The sequence below is a fragment of the Chrysosporum bergii ANA360D genome (assembly GCF_029891735.1).
Taxonomy (GTDB): Bacteria; Cyanobacteriota; Cyanobacteriia; order Cyanobacteriales; family Nostocaceae; genus Umezakia; species Umezakia bergii.
Genome location: NZ_JANQDH010000116.1, coordinates 1 through 19,843 on the forward strand (window position 1 = coordinate 1; position 19,843 = coordinate 19,843).

Genomic DNA, 19,843 nt, shown 5'->3' on the forward strand with positions numbered 1-19,843 from the left:
GTAACAGAAACCAAGTGTATTTTCAGGACTGAGATACTATGTCTTTCATGTCTTAACCCACTTGTCATTTTTGCTTAAACAGTGTATAATCTATTGGGAACATACTAGGCTGATTTGCTCTGGCTGTGGGTATCGTTGGGGAAAGATTGACTTGTCTGTTCGCTCAGTGTTGTGTTTAAATTGCAGTACTCTTGCAGACAGAGATGAGAATGCTGCTAAGAATATAGAAATGGTCGGCACGGGGCATCGGCACGACCTAAAATGGACAGGGAGTGACTGTAAGACTGTTTCGACAGCGAGTTACTGTGAACTGTCAAGAATCACCGACCTTCAAGGTCGGTGAGTATGTCAATAACTCAACTCGGTCATCATCTGCAAAAAAGCCGAGTTCTCCCAAACGGCAATATTCATCTATGGTGAAGCGTTTAGCAGTAATTAGGCTCATGATAGCTAAGGCGATAGATATTTATCAAAAAAGCGAGAGACAGGCATAAAATCCCCATCCTCGCCCGTGATCAACTAGGCTACAAGAGAAGCGATCGCTTGTTCAACTGCCGACAATGCCAAATTAGTTTCCTCTTCGCTAACAATCAACGGTGGTACAAACCTTACCACTTTGGGTCCTGCTGGTACGAGTAATAAACCCCTGTCTATGGCAGCTTTAACAATATCAGCAGCCGTTAGCTGAATATTTGCTTGTAACTCCATACCATTGATCAAACCCCAACCCCGGACTTCAGAAATATGATCAGGATATTTAGCGGCGATGGCATTTAATCCATTTCGCAACTGTATACCCCGGTCTTCGACATTCTGTAAAATGTTTTCCTTGGACAAAGTTTGACAAACTGCCAAAGCCACAGCACAGACAAAAGGATTTCCGCCAAAAGTGCTGGCGTGTTCTCCTGGTTGGAAAACATCACAGAATTTTTTACTCATCATTGCTCCAATGGGGATACCACCACCTAAACCTTTGGCACTAGTAAATATATCTGGTTCTACTCCCAGATGTTCATACCCCCATAATTTGCCACTGCGTCCCATACCAACTTGCACTTCATCGAAGATCAACAAAACCCCTGTTTCATTGCAAATTTGCCGCAGCTTTTGGAAGTAAGCCACATCACCGGGACGAACACCCCCTTCTCCTTGTAAAGGTTCAATCAGAATTGCTGCTACCCGATAATCACCCTCATCTAATTCACTAATTGCTGCTTCTATGGCGTTAATATCGTTATAAGGTACGTATTCAAAACCAGGTATTAAAGGGTCAAAGTATTTTTGATACTTGGGTTGTCCTGTAGCGGTGATTGTTGCCAAAGTCCGACCGTGGAAACTAGCTTTAGCGGTTAAGATAATGGGTTTTTCAATGTCTAAAACTGTGTGGGCATATTTCCGGGCTAATTTAATGGCTGCTTCGTTAGCTTCAGCCCCAGAGTTACAGAAAAATACACGATCAGCACAAGAATGAGCAACTATCCATTGGGCTAATTCCCCTTGTTCGGGAATATAGTACAAATTAGAAACATGATGCAGCTTTTGGATTTGCCGTGTCACTGCTTCTACCATTGCTGGGTGGGCGTGTCCTAGGGTGCAGGTGGCTATTCCGGCTACAAAGTCGAGATATTCCCGTCCTTGGGTATCCCAAACCCGACAGCCCGCGCCCCGGTCTAGGGCTAAGGGAAACCGGGCGTAAGTTGACATAACGGCTTGATTGAAGCTTTCAGCCTCAAAAGGGCTGGATGACATAGAATCTGATGTTGGGGTAATGGTAGTTTGCTCAATGAGAGTTTCTATGGTCACGACCGCGCCTCCTGATAGTGTTTGATAAGTGTTTAACTTTAATACTTGCTTACTAGTTTGCTATGGGTTATTAAAAATAACATTTTATTGATAAAGTCTGATACTTTTTTGTAAACAAACCTTAAATATCCCCATCTTAACATGGTAATGGTGAAAAAAATTTGTATTCCCCACTTGAGAAAAAATACCGACGACTGCAACAAGAACTAACCATAGGGATTATTTCCCTGGTGGGGGTTTTCCTGACTGGAACTTTGTGGTACAAGTTCATGGAAGGTTGGTCATGGGAAGAAGCTGCCTACATGACAGTTATTACTTTAACTACTGTAGGCTATGGGGAGACTAATCCTTTGAGTAGCCGGGGGCGATTGTTTACAATTGCTTTAATTATGTTAGGTGTAATCAATATTGGTTACATTGTCAACAGATTTACAGAGGCTTTGATTCAAGGCTACTTTCAAGAAGGAATTAGACTAAGGCAACAGAAAAGGTTAATGGAATCACTAACAAAACATTATATCATCTGTGGATTTAGTCGCACTGGTCGTCAAATTGCCAAGGAATTTGAGGCGGAATGCGTACCCTTTGTGGTGGTTGATTCTGACTTAGAATCTGTGGAACAAGCACAAGCACAGAACTACATAGCATACCAAGGTGATGTTACCTTAGATGACACACTATTACAAGTCGGGGTCAAGCGCGCCATTTGTATTGTTGCCGCATTGCCTTCTGATGCTGAAAATTTATATACAGTATTAACAGCAAAAACACTGAATCCAGAAATTCGCGCCATCGCTAGGGCAAGTACAGAGGAATCTGTGAAAAAATTAAAACGGGGTGGTGCTGATATTGTGGTTTCACCATATATTACCGGTGGTAAGCGCATGGCGGCCGCGGCCCTAAGACCCCAAGTCCTGGATTTTGTGGATGGTTTTATTTCCGGTAGGGACCGCCAATTTTATATGGAAGAGTTTTTACTAGACCCCATGGCCTGTCCTCTGGTTGGTAACAGTTTAAAACAAGCTAGGTTGCGATCGCAATCTGGGGCTTTAGTCATCGCCATTCGCCGCGCCGATGGCCACCTGATCGGCGGTCCCACTGGTGACACCGTGTTATTACCAGGTGATACGTTGATTTGTATGGGTACTTCTGAGCAATTGCGTAGTTTAAACCAGATTCTCATCCCTATCAATACTCCACAAAGCCAGCGACATAGAAACACCTGAACCATTTAGCAAGCTGAATGATTACTCTTGATTCCATCCATGTAGTGGTGCTATATCTTTAATCACAGTTTCCATAATAATTGGTGGGACTACTGATACTAAAACACTGGGATAAACTGCTGTGCCCCAGAGGGGATGAATTAGCACGCAACATTCATTTTTAATGACCTGATATTTGAGCAAGGCTTTGACCACTGCTGTGTCATTGTGGGGAATTGCACCAGGGTGAGAAAGCAAAGGATAGCCAGTGCGAGGATCAATCAGGTCTGTTAAATAACCGCGATCGCGTAGGTTAAAAGCTATGTCACAACCAAAGCGCATAAACTTTTCCCGCAGGCGTTCTTTTTCGATTTCTATTTCTGTGGTGCTTGTAATTAGTTGATAACGTGACTGCTGTAAAACAATCACAACCCATAAATCAGGTTGATGTTGCCAATCTGGTAATATCCGTTCGCGGTTGGCACAGATATACTGACTGGGTGAATGAATGGAAATCTGAACCGCTTGTCCTGTTTTGCCAACCAAATTAATAGGACAACTCTGCTCCGAAGTGTAAACTTGGGGATAGTTCACTGTGTTCATTCGGTGTTTGCAAGTTTTACATTTAATTCTTGCTAAGATGATAACTCTTAAAACTTCCTAAAAATTATAAACTTTTGATCATAGATCAGTTTATCGGCAAGTTTTTTTAGAATTACATTTCTTTAGTACAAAGTTATTAAAAACTATCAACGATTTAGAGATGTTGCATGGAACGTCTCTACAGGGGTACACCGAAGAGGTATATTTGGATTGAGTCCATGTTTAATAATTTGTGTCTGGGAGGAAACGCTATAAATTAATCCAGCTTAAGGGCATTAACTGGCACTTCATCCCAAGAGTTAACTATCCTTAATTTTGCTACCCAACCCGCAGACTTTTGACTATTGGTCAAGTTATTTTGAAAAGACTCATGACAATCTTTAGCTTGCGATTCGTCACAACAGGCGATACAAGCATAAATCATGCCAGAAGGATCAATTTGCTCATTTACCCAAATTGTCATAGTGTATATCCTTAATAAGTCAATGCCAAAGAAATGTTTGATAATTTTAGGATACCAAGACTGACGGACTTTACGCTTGGGTGAATCCTAATCTACGCTATTACTTTTCAACTGCCCATCTTCCATGTAAACAATGCGGTCAGCAATATCAAGAATACGGTTGTCGTGAGTCACCAGCAAGATGGTACAGCCTTGTTCCTTGGCTAACTTCTGCATTAATTCCACCACATCACGCCCAGATTTTTTGTCAAGTGCAGCAGTGGGTTCATCTGCTAAAACAATTTTAGGGTGGCTGACTAAAGCGCGAGCGATGGCCACTCTTTGTTTTTGCCCTCCTGATAGTTTTTCTGGATAGTAATTAACACGGTCTCCTAAACCCACAGCTTCCAACATGGCGGTGGCCTTGGCGTTGATATCCTGCTGAAAAAACTCGTCATGTAACTCTAGGGACATCCTCACATTATCTTTAGCCGTTAAAAAGGTCATTAAGTTATGTGCTTGGAAAATATAGCCAATTTGACGGCGAAGCTTAGTTAACTGTTTTTTGCTGGCTCCACAAATTTCCTGTCCTAAGATTTTTAGACTACCTTCTTGGGCGGAACGTAGTCCACCCATGAGAGTTAACAGAGTAGTTTTTCCTGATCCGGAGGGGCCAGTCATAATCACAATTTCACCAGCTTTAATTTCTAAATTTATATCAAATAAAACTTGTTTACGCAGATTCCCTTCACCAAAATAGTGATTCAGCTTATGGATAGCGATAACCATTTCTTCACTAGAGATATTGACGGAGTAATTACTCAACATGGGATTTTTTTGCATTTGTGTTGAGATGAACTTAGAAAATATCCGCCGGGTCGGCTGCGCGTAATTTGCCCATGGCGATCGCACCCGAAATACTACACATAATCACAGTTAGAATAAATACATTAATTGCCCGTTCTACCTGCATGGCTATGGGTAGCATTGTGGCGGCTAAGGTGATTTGATATAGTCCAACAGAAAGGAAAAAACTGGGTAAATAACCCAAAACAGCCAAAAATAAAGATTCTTGCAGCAACACTAGCAACAAATAGCCGTCGCCATAACCCATTGCTTTCAGTGTCGCGTATTCTGCTAGGTGTTCGGAAACATCAGAGTAAAGAATTTGGTAAACAATCACAATACCGACTATAAACCCCACTGCTGTTCCTAAACCGAAAATAAAACCAATAGCAGTGCTGTTAGCCCAGTATTCTTTTTCTACTTGGGCAAAACCTTCCACCGTCAACACCTTAACATCATTGGGTAAACCTGCGGCTAGTTGCGATCGCACTTTTTCCAGGTCTGCACCGGGTTTGAGTGTAATTAATCCTACGTCTATGTGAGGGCTGCGACGTTCTGGAAACAGTTGTAAAAAAGTAGAATCACTAGTAATCACATTACCATCAGCCGCAAAAGAAGCGCCGTTACTAAATACACCTTTAACCCTCACCACTTGATTATTCAATTCTGTTTCCAAGTTGCCTGTTTTTTCCAGAGTCTCACTTACCGCCCCGTATTCCGGGCGACCAGCTTTGTCATATAGCACATCATACAATTGTTTGAGGTGACGCTGATTTTCTATTACTTCCGGCAATTTAAAAGCCGGTTGTACTGGGTCAATACCCCAAACCAAGATAGAGCGATCAATACGTGTTTCCGGGTTGCGCCATTGTCCCATACCAATGTAAACAGAATTTACTGATTGCACCCCCTCATAACCTAATGTTTGATATAGTCGCTCTCTAGGAAAGCTCTTGGCTGAAAACAAAGCTTGAAACTGGGGATTAATCAACACCAAATCTGCCTGTAAATTGCGGTGAGCTTGAATAGCAGCATCATACAACCCCCCTTGAAAACCAAGCTGAATAAACATCAGCATATCAGCAAAAGTAATTCCCGCCACTGCAATTAATAGGCGAGTTTTTTCTTTCATTAACTGCCGCCATGCTAGGGGAGTTTTATGTAACAATTGAGAAAGCATGATGATAAATTCTAGATTTTTATAATTCAATTGCTGTTTGCACCTGTAAGTTAGTCAAACCTGCCACTTTTTTACTATCTTCAGGATCAAGACGAATCTTAACATCAATTACCCGTCGATCTAGGTTTTCTCCTGGTTGGTTGCTGAAAACATTTTGTCTATTCACCTGCAAACCAATCTGAGCAACTGTTCCTTTTAATTCCCCAGTAAATCCTTGACTGGTAATCACCACCGACTGTTTCAATTTAATTTTACTGATATCGCTTTGATATACTTCTGCCACTGCCATCATTTGCTTGGTTTGGGCTAAATCTGCAATACCATTACTGCCTATTTTTTCCCCCACTCGGTTGTGAATTTTGAGAATTTGACCCGCTATTGGTGCTTTGATGTAAGTTTCGGCCAAGTCAGTTTGCTTTTGTTTGAGTGTAGCCATAGCATTTTCTACCTCAGTCTTGACCGCTTCTATATCCACCGTCCGGACTTCCATAATACTATTGAGTATGGCTTTAGCTTCACGGATTTGTTTATTACTGGTGGACTTGATGCGGTCCAGCGCCACTTGGGCTTGGGCTAGTTCTTTCTTAGCAGTAGAGTTAATGCGTTGTAGAACCGCTTGGGCTTCTTTTACTTGTTGTTTAGCTGTGTCTAAACTCAGTCGCTTACTATCAAATAAAGAGCTAGAAATAGCACCTTGTTTTGATAGTTGCTGATAACGTTCAAATTCTACCTGAGCGTTATTCAGTTCTGCTTCTAGTTTTTTAATTGTCGCCTCTTGTGCGGTTCTATCTCCTAACCACTGGGCTTCTATGCGAGCAATGGCTTGTTGTTGAGCTATTTTATCTGCCTCTGACTCGGCTTCTAGGCGTTCAATAGTCGCTTGTTGGGCTTGAATTTCTCCAGGTTTAGCCCCCGCTTTTACTTGAGCCAGTTTCCCTTGAGCAACTTTTACTTCTTTTTCTGCTTGCAGTACAGCAGTTTCTAGGGAAGTTCGTGAGTTTAAAATTGCCACCACCCGGCCGGGTTTGACTTCATCGCCCTCCTTGACTAAAATTTCGGCAATGCGATCGCCATCTAATGGTAAAGGTGCAGACAAACTAATTACTTCTGTTTCTGGTTCTAGTCTACCTAAAGCCGTAATTCTGGTTGCAACTGGCTCAGTGTTCACCGCCTCTGAAGAAGTATTTTCACTAGCTAAACCAAAGTGAGAAACACCATAAACTGCAATTGCGCTGGTAATAGCGGTAGCAGCTAGGACTAAAACAATTAATTTTTGATTATTGCCGGCTTTTGATGTCAACATATTTTCCTCCCTTAGTAAATATTTACATAAATTTTCATTCATGGCGAGACTTTTGACTAAAAATACGGTAATATAGCCATGTACTAGCTTCTTTCACAGGAAAAAGCAGGTAAGTGAAAGGATTAATAGTGATAACAATGTTGCGGTAGTCTCGTTTTGCCCAGAATAAAATACCACCAGCTACTTGCTCCGCTGACATAACTCCATAGGGGTTAAGTTGACTTTTAAAAGGGCCGAGAATTAACTTGCGAATTACACAATTGCCATCCAACCGTTTTAAAGTGACAATATTTCCCAATGTCCGTTTACTCAATTCATAAAGAGGACTTAAAGCCGGGGAAACCTCAGCCTCAGAGGTATTCACCCAAATTTCTTTGGTGGCCTTGGCTTGGGGGCTAGTAACAGTGGCGGAAAATATATCTATCAACCGCAATGCAGAGAAAGTATTGACCTCATAGGAAGCAGCAATAGCTTGGGGGGTACGGTCATGGTAGACATTCACACCGTGATTGATAATCAAAATATCGACTTTTGCTAAAGCATTCTTTAATTCAGCTTCATTACCTAACTCCCAGGAAACCACTTTCAAATTATCCTGGGCTGGTAATTTATCTGGGTTAGTTGTTAGTGCCACCACTTTGGCATTATGCTTAAGCAGTTCAGCAGTCAGTGCTTGACCGAGAGAACCAGAAGCTCCAGTTATAGCCACAGTTTTACCTTTTAGAGATAAAGCCGTACCCAATATTTTATCCACCAAAGGAAAAACACCACTATAGTAAGCATTGACATTATCAAAATGATGTCGCCAATGATAAGTGCGATTTACCCACCACACAGATGGAATAATTTGTAGAGGTCCGGGCAAATGATTGTAATCTGTATCACTAGTACCGAAAAAATATCGTACACAAGCGCCATACAAGAAACTACAGCCATAAGCCACCCCCAACCATAACCCCATCTGGTGAAAAACCAAGGCAATGATAGTTAAAAGCGTCACCAGTAAACTCGATTCCACAATATCATGATAAAGCTGAGAATCTTGGTAAGCCTGGAGAGAGACTATAGACAAATCCCGACGATAGACCTGATGGTGCTTATTGTGCCATTTAGAGAGCCATTTCACCTCATGACACAAAACATGATAACCATCTCTCAACACCTCAGCCAGCAAGAGCGCCAAAACTCCCCAGCCAGCAAACTGCACACAGTTACTTACCCACACCCAATTAACCGAACTTAACATAGTCCTATTTTTCTACACATTATTTATCTTAATCTTTCTTTACATTTGACACAATAGATTAATTGAGGTAGGACAGCAACCGCCAATGAGCAAAAGTTAGTAGTGATGACTTTTTATCCATGAAAGCAAAACCAGGCGATGATAAGGAAGCCCCTCCTTCACTTGGTTCCCAGTCCGAGGTATCATTTAATATCGAACTTATCCATGATTATGGCGAAGCCATTTATGAATGAGAAAAAGTATTTCCCAAAAATCCATGACTTTCGCCAGATCCGAAAACCGATTTTTTAATTTTGGATACATTGGAGCTAATTCTCCAGAAAAGTCACCTAAAAACCAACTTTTTTAAATTTATTTAATAATTATCTGTTAGCAAAAATGATACAAATAGTACCAGCCTAAATATCCTAGCTATCTGTTGAGGAACCTGTCTATGAGTTTACCTTTTATTTTAGATATAACCATAGGGTTAATTTTTATCTACTTAATCTTGAGCTTGTTAGCTGCTGAGATTCAGGAAATGATTACCACAGTTTTACAATGGCGTGCAGTTCACCTCAAAAAATCCATTGAAATTCTGGTGGCTGGTGATGCGGAAAATTCAGACGAGGATACGGTGATCAGCTTTGTCAATGACTTGTATAACCATCCCCTGATTAAAAGTGTTAACCAAGAAGCAAAAGGTTTTCTAACTAATTTACCCCGCCATTTAGTTTGGTTTTTGTCATCTCTAACTGTGAAACTTTCACTATTTGGAAAAAAAAGAAATCACAGTATTTTTGGATATACACAACAAGATGATCATGCAGACTCACAAATTATCAAACACAGTGGGCCATCTTATATTCCTGCTGAGAGTTTTGCTATAACTGTCATGGAAACATTAGGTATACCAGTACTTGTTAAAAAACTTACTGAATCAAGGTTGATCAACTTTAAAGATCAGCAGTTACATCAAATACAAACTATTTTGTTAAACTTTCATAACCAGGTAAATAATATAGATGATCACATAACTAAATTTTCAGTTACTATCTACCAGGATTTTACGGAAATAATTGAGCAAAACTTTGCCAAAATTCTTGATGATTTCCAAAAAGATAAAGCTGACTTAACTACTAGCATGAATCGTATGGCACAAACTTTAGATAGATACATCGAGATTTTTCAAGAAGATATGCCAGATGATTTTTTTGCTGGTAAGGCTTTACGAAAACTCAGGTTCATGAAAGAAGATGTATTTAATAACATTGAACGAACTATTGACCTCCAGGGTTTAAAACCTAATATTCATGAAGTTGTGCAGTTAATCAATATAGGTAGTGATATTCATCAAGGATTACTCAACGAATTTCAAGACAAAAATAGTGAAGCATACAAAACATTTCAATATTTCAGTGACAAGCTGCAAGTATTCGCAAAAAAATTACCGCCATCCGTAGTAAGTAATATGGCTACATTGGCAAAGCGTGCCCAAGCAAAAGCTAAAAGTACAGAAGAAGGAATTTATATATTACAACAAGAAATAGAGCAAACCTTTGATCAATCAATGGAGAGATCTGCTGGTGTTTACAAACGAAATGCTAAAGGAGTAGCACTTTTAATTGGGTTTACCATTGCTATAATTGCCAATGCTGACGCATTTCATATTGTCAGTAGACTATCAAAAGATTCTGCTATCAGGATTGCCATTGTTAATAATGCTGGGGAGATACTTGATAGTAATAATGTGGATAAATCGCGGAAATTAGAAGTTATTAAGCAAGAAACAGACCGACTTTTAGCAGAAGTTTCCTTACCCATTGGGTGGAATGCTGTTAACTTAGAGCAGCAAATTGATTGGCATCCCAATAAAAAGTATCATTTTTATATCTGGAAATTGTTAACTATGATTTGCGGCTGGTTTGTAAGTGGTGTGGCGATTTCTATGGGTGCGCCGTTTTGGTTTGATTTACTTGGTAAATTTGTCCATGTGCGGAATGCAGGCAAACCACCTAAACCTTCTAAAAAATAAAAATTATCCGTACTTCCCAGTTTTTACCCCCGCCAATAATTTCTATTTGCTTGATAAATTCTCGAAAGTAAAACCTTCTTTCTGCTTCTGATAAGTCAAACCAAAATTGGGGAATTGAAACAGCTTGAGCCACAGAACTTAAATTGACTGGGGGGAGTGTTGCTAATTTGGCTTGGAGTTGAGAAATTTCTGTACGGAGTTTGTAGACTCTTAACTTAGCTGTTTCATCATCCAAAACCCCGCTTTCCACTAATGCCGGTAACTGTTGCAGTATTTCTTGCTGCCGAGCGATCGCTTGCTCTAAACTTTTCTTAATTGCATCCAACTGGGGAAAATCCATTTCTGCTACAGCTAGAGGTAAATCACGGCAAATAGTTTTAATGGTATTTTCTAAAACCTCCTGGTAAGGAATAGCCCGACATTTAGGATTTTTAATGCAGCTGATGGGACGTAAATAAAGATACTCTTGATCTTGGTTCCGCTTTTTGACACGGGTAACTGTTGTGTGTGACTGACACTCACCACAAACAACCAACCCAGCTAAAGAACGGGGTGCGCTAGCAGTTCGAGATGGTAAACGACTATTACGGCGTAAAATTCGGTCAATTTGGGCTGCTTCGTCTCGAGAAATGATGGGCGTATGGGTATCAGAAATAATTTCATCATTCTGATAAGCCGTATCACCCCGGTAAACGGGATTAGTTAGCCAGCGCCTTCCAGTGGTGACAGAAATTTTTTTACCATACTTTCTCGCCAAGTAACGCACCGCACCCCGCAGAGAACCATAAAGTAAGAATTGTTCAAAAAAGTCTTTGACTACAGTGGCAGTACTGCGGTCTATGGTATATTTTTCTTTACTACGACGATAACCATAGGGAGCTTTACCCGGAGGTGGTGCGCCTTGCAGACGATTATGGGCGTGTGCAAGGCGGATACTACGGCTACGGTGTTGACGTTGAATTTCCTGTAATAGTTTTAATAAATCTGAAGTATACCCCTGCTCCGTGGCAATGGTGGTGATCCCTATAGACTCAAGTTGATGCAAGCGATCGCTCACCTCTGCTAAGGAATCCCCCAACTCATCCACACGACGGATCAGCAGGTAATCTGCTGGTTGAGTTTTACAATCAGCGATTAATTTTTGTAATTCTGTTCTTTGACCCAAATCGTGATAGGTACAATCTACCCCCCAACCCCATGATTGACGAGCAAAGGAAGATTCTAATAAAAGATCACTGTAGATATAAGCAATAATTCTCATCTTTTGATGCCTCTTTTTGGGATCAATGCTTGGATCAATACTCTAGCAGCGATTTTTGCAGGTTATTACGGTCGTGTTTCGACCAGGGGAGATGTCAACCCCTAATTAAAAAAGCTGATATCTCGGTCAGGCTGCCTAAAATCAGCAAATAAACAAATTTTTGGCAACACAGGCTATATTGCAAGTAGGACATAATTAGGAAAAACACCTGTGTTTCCCCTCTATGATGAAAACCCTACACGAATTACCCCGTATCTAACTTACGGGTTAATTGGTGTAAATATTTTAGTCTTTCTTCATGAAGTAAGTCTATCCAGTGAACAACTAGAGCAATTCTTCAGTCTGTATGCTGTGATACCGCGAGAGTTAACCACTAACTTAGTCCCAGAGTGGACAACTTTATTTACATCACAGTTCTTACATGGTGGTTGGTGGCATCTGATCTCAAATATGGTATATCTCTGGGTCTTTGGTAACAATATTGAAGACCGTATGGGTCATTTTAAGTATTTGGTTTTTTATCTGGCTTGCGGTGCCTTAGCCGCTTTGTGTCAGTGGTTTATAGGCATGAATTCCGCTATACCTTCTTTAGGGGCTAGTGGTGCCATTGCTGGAGTTCTCGGTGCATATGTTATCCGTTTTCCCCAATCTAGAGTTTTAACTTTAGCCTTTTTCGGTTTTTTCGTCACCACTATCAGAGTTCCGGCAATTATTCTCATCGGCATTTTCGTGATCCAGAATGTAATCTCAGGTCTTGTTAGTCTGCAAGCAGCTGCTAATATGACCGTAGAAACAGGGGGAGTCGCTTACTGGGCGCACATTGGCGGATTTGTGTTTGGTATTATTCTTGCCCCATTATTCGGTTTGTTTCGGCGTGACTAGTAGCAGTCAGTACCCAAGAAACAGGTAGAGGAGGGAGCCAATTTACCGTCCCTTTCCTCTTCTGGTGCCTTCTTTATTTATTGTTGGTATGGACTGAAATTTCTGAAAAAATTCTGGTTTTTTCCTCATCTGTGAATGAATGAGACTGGGAAACGAGAATATCAGCACCGTTGACAATCACCCCCAATAAACCTAGTTCAGATTCAACTAATTGATCAATAGTTTCTACTAACATATTTTCTTGTGTCAGGTTGGGACGTGTCACTAATACTATGCCATCGCTATAGGGTTGAATCAACAAAGGGTCATTGGATAAACTGAGAGAACTAGTATCTAATATGACTAAATCAAAACGTTCTCGTACATCTTCCATCAGTCGGCGCATTTCGTTTGATTCCAGAATAGCCGCAGATTGGCGCAACGGACCAGGGCTAGGAATAATGTATAAATTTTCTACATCAGGAACTAAACGGATACATTCATTCAACTTGGCATAATAGCCCAAGGGTTCAAGTTTGGCATTAAGATCCGGGCTAACATTGAGGGATGAAGCATGAGAGGGCGATCGCAAATCAGTTTCAATAATCAAAGTTCTTTTACCAGCAAGAGCGGAGGCTATGCCCAAGTTATAAGCACTCACTGTTTTACCTTCTTGGCGGCTAGTACTAGTAATCAATAAAACCTTAAAATTGTTACCCCCCATCCGGCGCAAATTGCTGCGGAACTTTTCGTAAAACTCCAAATAGGCAGAATCAGGGGAAAGTATCACAGGTAAGGCCTCTCTATCCAAATCATCAACAGGCATTAAAGGCAATTCTCCCAGCAGTGACACTTCCCGTTGCTTGAGGCTGTCGCGGATATCCTCCTTGGTTTTGAAAGTTCCTTCCAGAGAACCCAACAAAAAGATCACCCCACCGCCCACCAGCAAGCCCAAGAAACCACCAACACCCAAGGTAATAGGCACACTTTGAGGTTTAGTAGCATTCTTGACAACTTGAGGAATTCTGGCAACCGTTAAACTACTAACTGTTTCTGCCTCCGCGGCTTTAGAGTCGGTCAGCTTTGCCTGCATTTGGTCATAAATCGCTTTTTTCAGGGCGACTTCCTGTTCTAAACGCGATCGCTCCAATTGCTTGTTAGGGATTTTAGAATATTCTTGGCGTAATCTTTCTTCCTCTTCAATTTGTTGAGCCAATTGTTGTTTGAGCGTTTCTCGTTGAGTTTCCAAAGCCACCATCTGATTAGCCAGCTGTTGTCGGGCTGGGTCTAAGTTACTTTGGGCCCGGATACCCGAAACATTTCCCGGTAAAGGGGCTGCGGTACCGTTACCTCCTATGACCTCCGCAGCCCGTTGTTGCAGCAATTCTTCAATCGACTGTTTCTGACGCGCCAACTGAATCATAGTTGGGTTTTCAGGTCGTAAATCTTTACTGAGTAAACTGATTTGAGATTCTACTTGATAAATTTGCGATCGCAGGTTAGAAATAATCGGGTCAGCACTCAAAGCAGAAGAAACATAGGCTTGTCCCACATTTAAACCTAACTTTGCTTGTAAACTCTGAATTTGGGCATTAATCCCGGCAATAGTGAGTTTAATTGTTCGTTGCTGATTTTGGCTATTGGTTACCGCACTCAACAAACTACCATTCTCAGCCGCCAATATTGCCGGACGCTCCCGGCGATCGTACTGTTCTAACTTCTGTTCTGCTGCCTCCAACTCCGACTTGGCCTGGGGGATACGCTCATTAATTTTTTCTATAATCGCATTTAATCGCCCAGTATTAATATCACCACTCAGCTTAATCATGGCTTGCATTAATTCTTCCAAAATCTGCTGGGCGCGTTTGGGGTCAGTATCTTGATATTTCAACTCAATAATTGAGGATACGAGTTGCCCTGTTTCATTTCTTGGCGGTAGACGCAGCCCCACATTTGTACCAATAGTTTTTGGTTTCACATTAACTTTCGCCGCCACCGGCTCAATAATTTGGTCTGACAGCAAGATTTCCCGAGTTAGTTCTTGCCCTTGTTGTTGAATTTCGCTACCAGTGGTCGAAAAGGAAACTGGTGGACGAATGTAAGTAAGTGCCGCATCTGCCACATAAGTGGGGGATGGTTCTGGCTGGGTTGCCACTATGGTTGACCCTGCAACTACTAAAGCAAAACTGCTCAATCCAACCCATTTATATTTCTCAAAAGCAATTAAATAGCGCTTAACAATTGGTGGAGCCATAATCAATAATTCAAAATTCCCAATTCAAAATAGAATGCTGTGACATCTGGGCATTTTCAACCCAATCAAAACATCACCCATATCTAAGGATAAACTTTTAATTACCAATTACAAATTACCTCCCACCGCCAAAGTTTTCCAAGAAATTGATGAAACTCTGCACATTGAAAAACGGCTGTGTAATAGTAGTGAGAAGATTAGAAATTCTCCCCACTAAATTCCGTCCCACAACAATTACATCATTATCTTGAAGCGGCACATTTTGAGAAGCATCTCCAGCCAAAGCCTTCCTTGCATTTAATCTTTGGGTAACAGCTCTACCTTGTTCGGCATCAAAGCGAACCAAGGCAATATCCTGGAGATTAGCTCTATCTAAATTGATTCCACCTAAAACATCTATAAAGTTACTTCCATTAGGTAGTGTTTGAGTCACCACCCCTGAATTAGTATAATTTAGGATTCTGACGCGAATTTGTGGTACAGCCAAGGATGAACGAGCCACTAAGTTACGGTCGTAACCGTCATCAGTACCAACCTCTTGACGTGGGACAATGATCGCATCACCATCTTGTAACCGTAAACTGGGTATTGACCCGTTATTTTGCAGTACTGCATACAAGTCAACAGTTTGTGAAATCACCGAACCATCAACCAACCTGCGACGAACTTTGACCTGTCGCAGGTCTGCCCTCTGTGTGGAACCACCAGCAATGAACAAAGCATCAGCAACACGAGGTATTGGCGAACTCAGAGGATAAATTCCTGGTCGAAACACTTCGCCGCTAATGCTGACCTGAACTGGTCGTGGTGTTGCTAATGAAACTTCCAACATCGGCTCAACCAAAACACCACTTAAACTCAAGCGGATTTTTTCTTGTGCTTCATTCAAACTCAAGCCCTGTAAAGAAACTGTTCCCACTTGAGGAACAACTATATTACCTTCTGGATCAATTTGAGCTTGAAAACTGGAGTCTGGACGCAGCCCTATTAAAGATAAAACTATTACAGGATCAATCACAAAACGATCCAATGCAACTCGGATTTTTTCTTGTGCTTCTGCCAAAGTTAAACCTTGTAACGACACCGTACCCAATAATGGCACCGTAATATTACCTTCCGGATTGATGAAGGATTGAAAGTTCAAATCAGGGAAACGCTCAACCGTAACACTAATCGTATCTCCAGTCCCTAAGCGATAGGGACCAGGTGGGCGGGGAATTGTAACGTTAATTACATCTCCTGGACCCAAAAGATAGCGGTTAACTTGGGGAGTAACCTGCTGATCAAACCCTTCCCCCCCTAATGGGGGGGAAGATTGCTGTAACAGTGGTTTTAGTTCCACAGCATCCGATGACAGACTGGGTAATTGCTCTGTCAATTTTTCGCCAGCAGATAAAGGTCTGGCCAAAACCGGCTGCATCGCAGCCATTAATAAGATAGTGATGGGAAAGCTAACAAAATATAGAGTGATAAATGATGCACGCATATTAAAAACCGAATGATATTCAAACTAATATCAAAGTCAAAGTAAATTTCACCGATTGATAATTTTACTAATCTAGATAGTGCCTCTCCAATCAACCAACTTGTGAACTATCTAGAAAAAATTGGTCATTAATGTAGCTTGTACTGTTTCACCTATAGACTGAGCTAAAGGCCAAGCAGTTTCTACTTGCCCTAAAGGTTCCATGGGAATCATTATGCTTACACTAACCCAAGGAACGCGATTTTGATGCCATTGTGCCAATTGATCTGATAAAAACCACCGCCAAGGTGATGGGTGTCCGCCATTTGGCATAGCATACCATTGCAAGACAGCAAAGGTTTCCTGTTGGGTATAGACGCGAAAGAATCTTGCATATACTTTAGTGTCACTGTTTGCTTCCGATTTTGGCTTTCCCTTGACCATAAATTCCGCCCAGCGAAATTGAGCTATATCCCAGCGCGGCCAGCGAGATTTTCCCCAGCTATTAATATCAGTCCACTCAACTTCCGGTTGATCCATCAGACCATTTTGCGGATGCAAAAGTAATATTGCCTGGTTTTGAGTACCTTGTTGCTTGAGAATCTGGAACGACCATCTACTTGTGCTGACCAATTGTTCAGCTTGTTGAACAGTTTGCCAATTAGGAAGGGTAATCCCAGTTTTACGCATCTCCCGCAATGCTGTGAGATTGGCAACATCTGGTGGCTGTTTCCACTGCCAGCTTCCTGTCATGTATCCGGGAATGCCTCGGAGTATCAATAGCATGATGAACAACAAAAGCACTGCCACATGAGCTAGTTGCTTTTGTTGAAAAAACTTAGGTAAGGGTTTCATTATTATTTTCGGCTTCTGTGGCAAAATTGTTATTCATCCAGTTAAGCAAAGGTATTAATAATAACAACATACAGGCAGAGTACAGGTCTCCACCCCAGCTGTCATGTAACCACTTAAAAGCTGCTTCCTGACCAGTACCGTGAAAAAAGCTAAGTAATGTATTACGAATGATATTAGCAATAATACTGATGACAATAGCAGAAGATAAAAACCAAGTTGTAGTGCGGCGCGAAGATAACGCACCAGTCCAATAAAGCAGCATCAAGCTGATATAGAAAGTAGTAAACAATATTTTTAGCCCAGCACAATAAGGGGCAACTTCAACAATTCGTCCATTGACGTATATATTGATTTCATCAACAATTACCTCCATGCCCAATTGATTGAGGATGAAGCCTGCTGTACCGGCAATAAAACTTTGCAGTGGCAATGTGTAGGGAACAACCAGGTAGGGTATTGCTGTTGGGGTTGATAAAAATATCAGCAGCAAAGCAAATGCTTGTAATCGGAAACCTGGGAAGCCTTTGAACCAGAAGCACAATCCTGTCAATATGGTAGGCAGGGAAATATTAACCCACTCTGGAACACCACTCAGATAAAATACCCCTCCTATTGACAGCAAAATAGCTCCTAAAGGATGAATTTTATCTTGCAGCCTATGCCACTTTTTCCGGTTTAACCAAATCAGATAAGCAGCAAATGGAAGTCCAATAATACCGTGGCTAAAATATTCGTGTTCAATACTAATGCTCTTGTTGATCCAACCGTCTAGCCAGTGCAGCAACACAGGGGCATACAGTAGCAGTAAAAAAGCTAAAATTGCCAATTTGAGCAATTTTACAGTGTTTTTTTGTTTTAGCTGTTGATGAAGTGCCATAATTCCCAGGAATTTCCAATTAACAACTGATAGATGAATTAGAGTGTGAAAAACTCCAAATTAAACACATAATAAATTTGGGGCGGCATCACTGAGAGCGGATGTAATAGCTGCTACCACCTCTTGAATTTGCTCACCCTTTAAACCGGGGTACATGGGCAAAGACAATATTTGATTTGCCAGCTTTTCTGTTTGGGGAAAATCTCCTAGTTGATAGCCTAAATTGGTGAATGCTGGTTGCAGATGGCAAGGAATTGGGTAGTGAATACCCGTTTGAATTCCTTTTGCTGTCAGTTTTTCTTGTATTTGCTGACGTTTGAGGATACAATACTCATTAACTTTAATCACATACAGATGATAAACGTGTCCGCTGTTACTTTTATTCTCCATAGAAATAACACCAGCAGATGCTAGGGGTGCAAGTTCAATATCATACTGCTGGGCAATAGTCAGGCGATGCTGATTCCATTGGGGCAAATATGGTAATTTGGCTAATAAAACTGCCGCTTGCAATGTATCCAAACGACTGTTTGTGCCTAATTCCACATGACAATATTTTTGGGATGCACCATAATTTCGTAAGCGCTTCATTTTTTCAGCTACATCCCTATCCCCCGTTAGCAGTATTCCTCCATCCCCAAAAGCCCCTAAATTTTTGCTGGGATAGAAACTAAAAGCCCCTGCTATGCCTACGGAACCAGCGCGACATCCTTCTCTTTCGGCTAAATGAGCTTGGGCTGCATCTTCAAAAATTAGCAGTTTATAAGTATCCGCCAAATCTAAAAGCTGTTGCGGTGAAACCATCTGTCCATACAAATGCACGGGGATAATGGCTTTGGTTTGTGGCGTGATTGCTTTTGCTGCTGCTTCTAAATCAATTAAAGCTGTTTGCGGATCACAGTCCACCAGAACAGGCTTGGCCCCAGCACGTAAAACCCCAATCAACGTTGCCACAAAGGTGTTAGCTGGTAAGATTACTTCATCACCACAGCCTATGTTACAGGCTTGTAAACCAAGAGCGATCGCATCTGTTCCTGATGCCACACCTACACCATATTTTGTGCCAGATGCCTCTGCAAAAGCAGTTTCAAAATCTGACAGTGCCTTCCCTAAAATAAAATCTCCCTGTACCAATACAGCCTCTACTGCCCGTTGCAACTGAGGCTGAATGGGCTGGTGTTGTAAATTCAGGTCTACAAAAGGAATCTTGCAACTCATATTTATCTTAACCATTCTCAAAAATAAATATCAAATTTTACCTATGAATACAACCCTTTATTGAGCAAATAATAGTTAATTATTGGTAAAGTATTTATTTGAACAATTCTTTTATTAACAATTGCCAAAAGTGCCTAGTTTATCAATACATATCTATCTTTAAGTATAAAAAAACATAAATAATTCCCAACATCAACCATAAAGTTTACATCTGTGGTCTGGAGATTAGAAAAAATCAGAGCAGTTTTTTTGTTTAATTTCATCTTCAGTCTTATATTACCCTGATCAAATATAAAACTAACGCCATTGACGTTCACAACTTCCAATCCAGTAGATTAAATGAGGTGTTCACCAATGACTGACACATTTTGGGTCTGAGTTTGTTGATTAGCGCCCAAATTAGGGAATGC

At 41.1% G+C, this 19,843-nt stretch carries 18 protein-coding genes; 4 read left to right on the forward strand and 14 right to left on the reverse strand.

Features of this window, described 5'->3' with window-relative positions; all coding sequences use genetic code 11:
* Positions 1-70: 70 nt before the first annotated feature.
* Positions 71-343, forward strand: a complete 273-nt coding sequence (locus tag NWP17_RS16575; RefSeq protein WP_280656040.1) for a zinc ribbon domain-containing protein — start codon at positions 71-73, stop codon at positions 341-343.
* On the opposite strand, the gene NWP17_RS16580 is transcribed toward NWP17_RS16575, so the two are convergent.
* Together NWP17_RS16580 and NWP17_RS16585 are read right to left on the reverse strand one after the other, a co-directional pair.
* Positions 314-445, reverse strand: coding sequence for a hypothetical protein (locus NWP17_RS16580; protein WP_425332678.1), 132 nt, complete (start codon positions 443-445; stop codon positions 314-316). The genes NWP17_RS16575 and NWP17_RS16580 overlap by 30 nt on opposite strands.
* A 74-nt stretch (positions 446-519) precedes the next feature.
* A complete protein-coding gene (locus tag NWP17_RS16585; RefSeq protein WP_280655979.1) occupies positions 520-1,803 on the reverse strand; it encodes an aspartate aminotransferase family protein in 1,284 nt (427 codons plus the stop codon).
* 161 nt (positions 1,804-1,964) lie between these two features.
* Here NWP17_RS16585 and NWP17_RS16590 point away from each other — a divergent pair, with 161 nt between their 5' ends.
* On the forward strand, positions 1,965-3,029 hold the full coding sequence (locus NWP17_RS16590; protein ID WP_280655980.1) for a potassium channel family protein: 1,065 nt from the start codon (positions 1,965-1,967) through the stop codon (positions 3,027-3,029).
* 21 nt (positions 3,030-3,050) lie between these two features.
* Here NWP17_RS16590 and NWP17_RS16595 read toward each other — a convergent pair whose 3' ends face one another.
* The 6 genes from NWP17_RS16595 to NWP17_RS16620 form a co-directional block, all read right to left on the reverse strand.
* Entirely contained in the window at positions 3,051-3,611 is a 561-nt protein-coding gene (locus tag NWP17_RS16595; RefSeq protein WP_280655981.1) for a methylmalonic aciduria and homocystinuria type D protein, read from the reverse strand.
* A gap of 256 nt (positions 3,612-3,867) precedes the next feature.
* The gene (locus tag NWP17_RS16600) at positions 3,868-4,074 is read right to left on the reverse strand and encodes a glycogen debranching protein (protein ID WP_280655982.1); all 207 of its coding nucleotides are present in this window, start codon (positions 4,072-4,074) and stop codon (positions 3,868-3,870) included.
* Between the two features lie 87 nt (positions 4,075-4,161).
* Complete coding sequence (locus NWP17_RS16605; RefSeq protein WP_425332677.1) at positions 4,162-4,881, reverse strand: DevA family ABC transporter ATP-binding protein; 720 nt, start codon at positions 4,879-4,881, stop codon at positions 4,162-4,164.
* 31 nt (positions 4,882-4,912) lie between these two features.
* Positions 4,913-6,079, reverse strand: coding sequence for an ABC transporter permease DevC (gene devC, locus NWP17_RS16610; RefSeq protein ID WP_280655984.1), 1,167 nt, complete (start codon positions 6,077-6,079; stop codon positions 4,913-4,915).
* Between the two features lie 19 nt (positions 6,080-6,098).
* Positions 6,099-7,382: an ABC exporter membrane fusion protein gene (locus NWP17_RS16615; RefSeq protein WP_280655985.1), complete on the reverse strand. Its 1,284-nt coding sequence runs from the start codon at positions 7,380-7,382 to the stop codon at positions 6,099-6,101.
* 34 nt (positions 7,383-7,416) lie between these two features.
* Positions 7,417-8,628: a bifunctional sterol desaturase/short chain dehydrogenase gene (locus NWP17_RS16620; protein WP_280655986.1), complete on the reverse strand. Its 1,212-nt coding sequence runs from the start codon at positions 8,626-8,628 to the stop codon at positions 7,417-7,419.
* A 433-nt stretch (positions 8,629-9,061) separates the two neighbouring features.
* On the opposite strand from NWP17_RS16620, the gene NWP17_RS16625 reads away from it, so the two are divergent.
* Positions 9,062-10,642, forward strand: a complete 1,581-nt coding sequence (locus NWP17_RS16625) for a hypothetical protein (protein ID WP_280655987.1) — start codon at positions 9,062-9,064, stop codon at positions 10,640-10,642.
* On the opposite strand, the gene NWP17_RS16630 is transcribed toward NWP17_RS16625, so the two are convergent.
* Entirely contained in the window at positions 10,632-11,903 is a 1,272-nt protein-coding gene (locus tag NWP17_RS16630; protein ID WP_280655988.1) for a recombinase family protein, read from the reverse strand. The genes NWP17_RS16625 and NWP17_RS16630 overlap by 11 nt on opposite strands.
* Positions 11,904-12,113: 210 nt before the next feature.
* On the opposite strand from NWP17_RS16630, the gene NWP17_RS16635 reads away from it, so the two are divergent.
* Positions 12,114-12,785 (forward strand): rhomboid family intramembrane serine protease, encoded by a 672-nt coding sequence (locus NWP17_RS16635; protein ID WP_280655989.1) that lies wholly within the window; start codon positions 12,114-12,116, stop codon positions 12,783-12,785.
* Positions 12,786-12,858: 73 nt separating this feature from the next.
* Here NWP17_RS16635 and NWP17_RS16640 read toward each other — a convergent pair whose 3' ends face one another.
* From NWP17_RS16640 to NWP17_RS16660, 5 genes are all read right to left on the reverse strand, one after another.
* A complete protein-coding gene (locus NWP17_RS16640; RefSeq protein WP_280655990.1) occupies positions 12,859-15,018 on the reverse strand; it encodes a GumC family protein in 2,160 nt (719 codons plus the stop codon).
* A gap of 115 nt (positions 15,019-15,133) precedes the next feature.
* A complete protein-coding gene (locus NWP17_RS16645; RefSeq protein WP_280655991.1) occupies positions 15,134-16,504 on the reverse strand; it encodes a polysaccharide biosynthesis/export family protein in 1,371 nt (456 codons plus the stop codon).
* A 111-nt stretch (positions 16,505-16,615) separates the two neighbouring features.
* Positions 16,616-17,338 (reverse strand): cyanoexosortase B system-associated protein, encoded by a 723-nt coding sequence (locus NWP17_RS16650; protein WP_280655992.1) that lies wholly within the window; start codon positions 17,336-17,338, stop codon positions 16,616-16,618.
* Positions 17,322-18,215 (reverse strand): cyanoexosortase B, encoded by an 894-nt coding sequence (gene crtB / locus NWP17_RS16655; RefSeq protein ID WP_280655993.1) that lies wholly within the window; start codon positions 18,213-18,215, stop codon positions 17,322-17,324. Before crtB ends, NWP17_RS16650 begins: the two co-directional genes overlap by 17 nt.
* 60 nt (positions 18,216-18,275) lie before the next feature.
* Entirely contained in the window at positions 18,276-19,433 is a 1,158-nt protein-coding gene (locus NWP17_RS16660) for a DegT/DnrJ/EryC1/StrS family aminotransferase (protein WP_280655994.1), read from the reverse strand.
* Between the last annotated feature and the right edge of the window lie 410 nt (positions 19,434-19,843).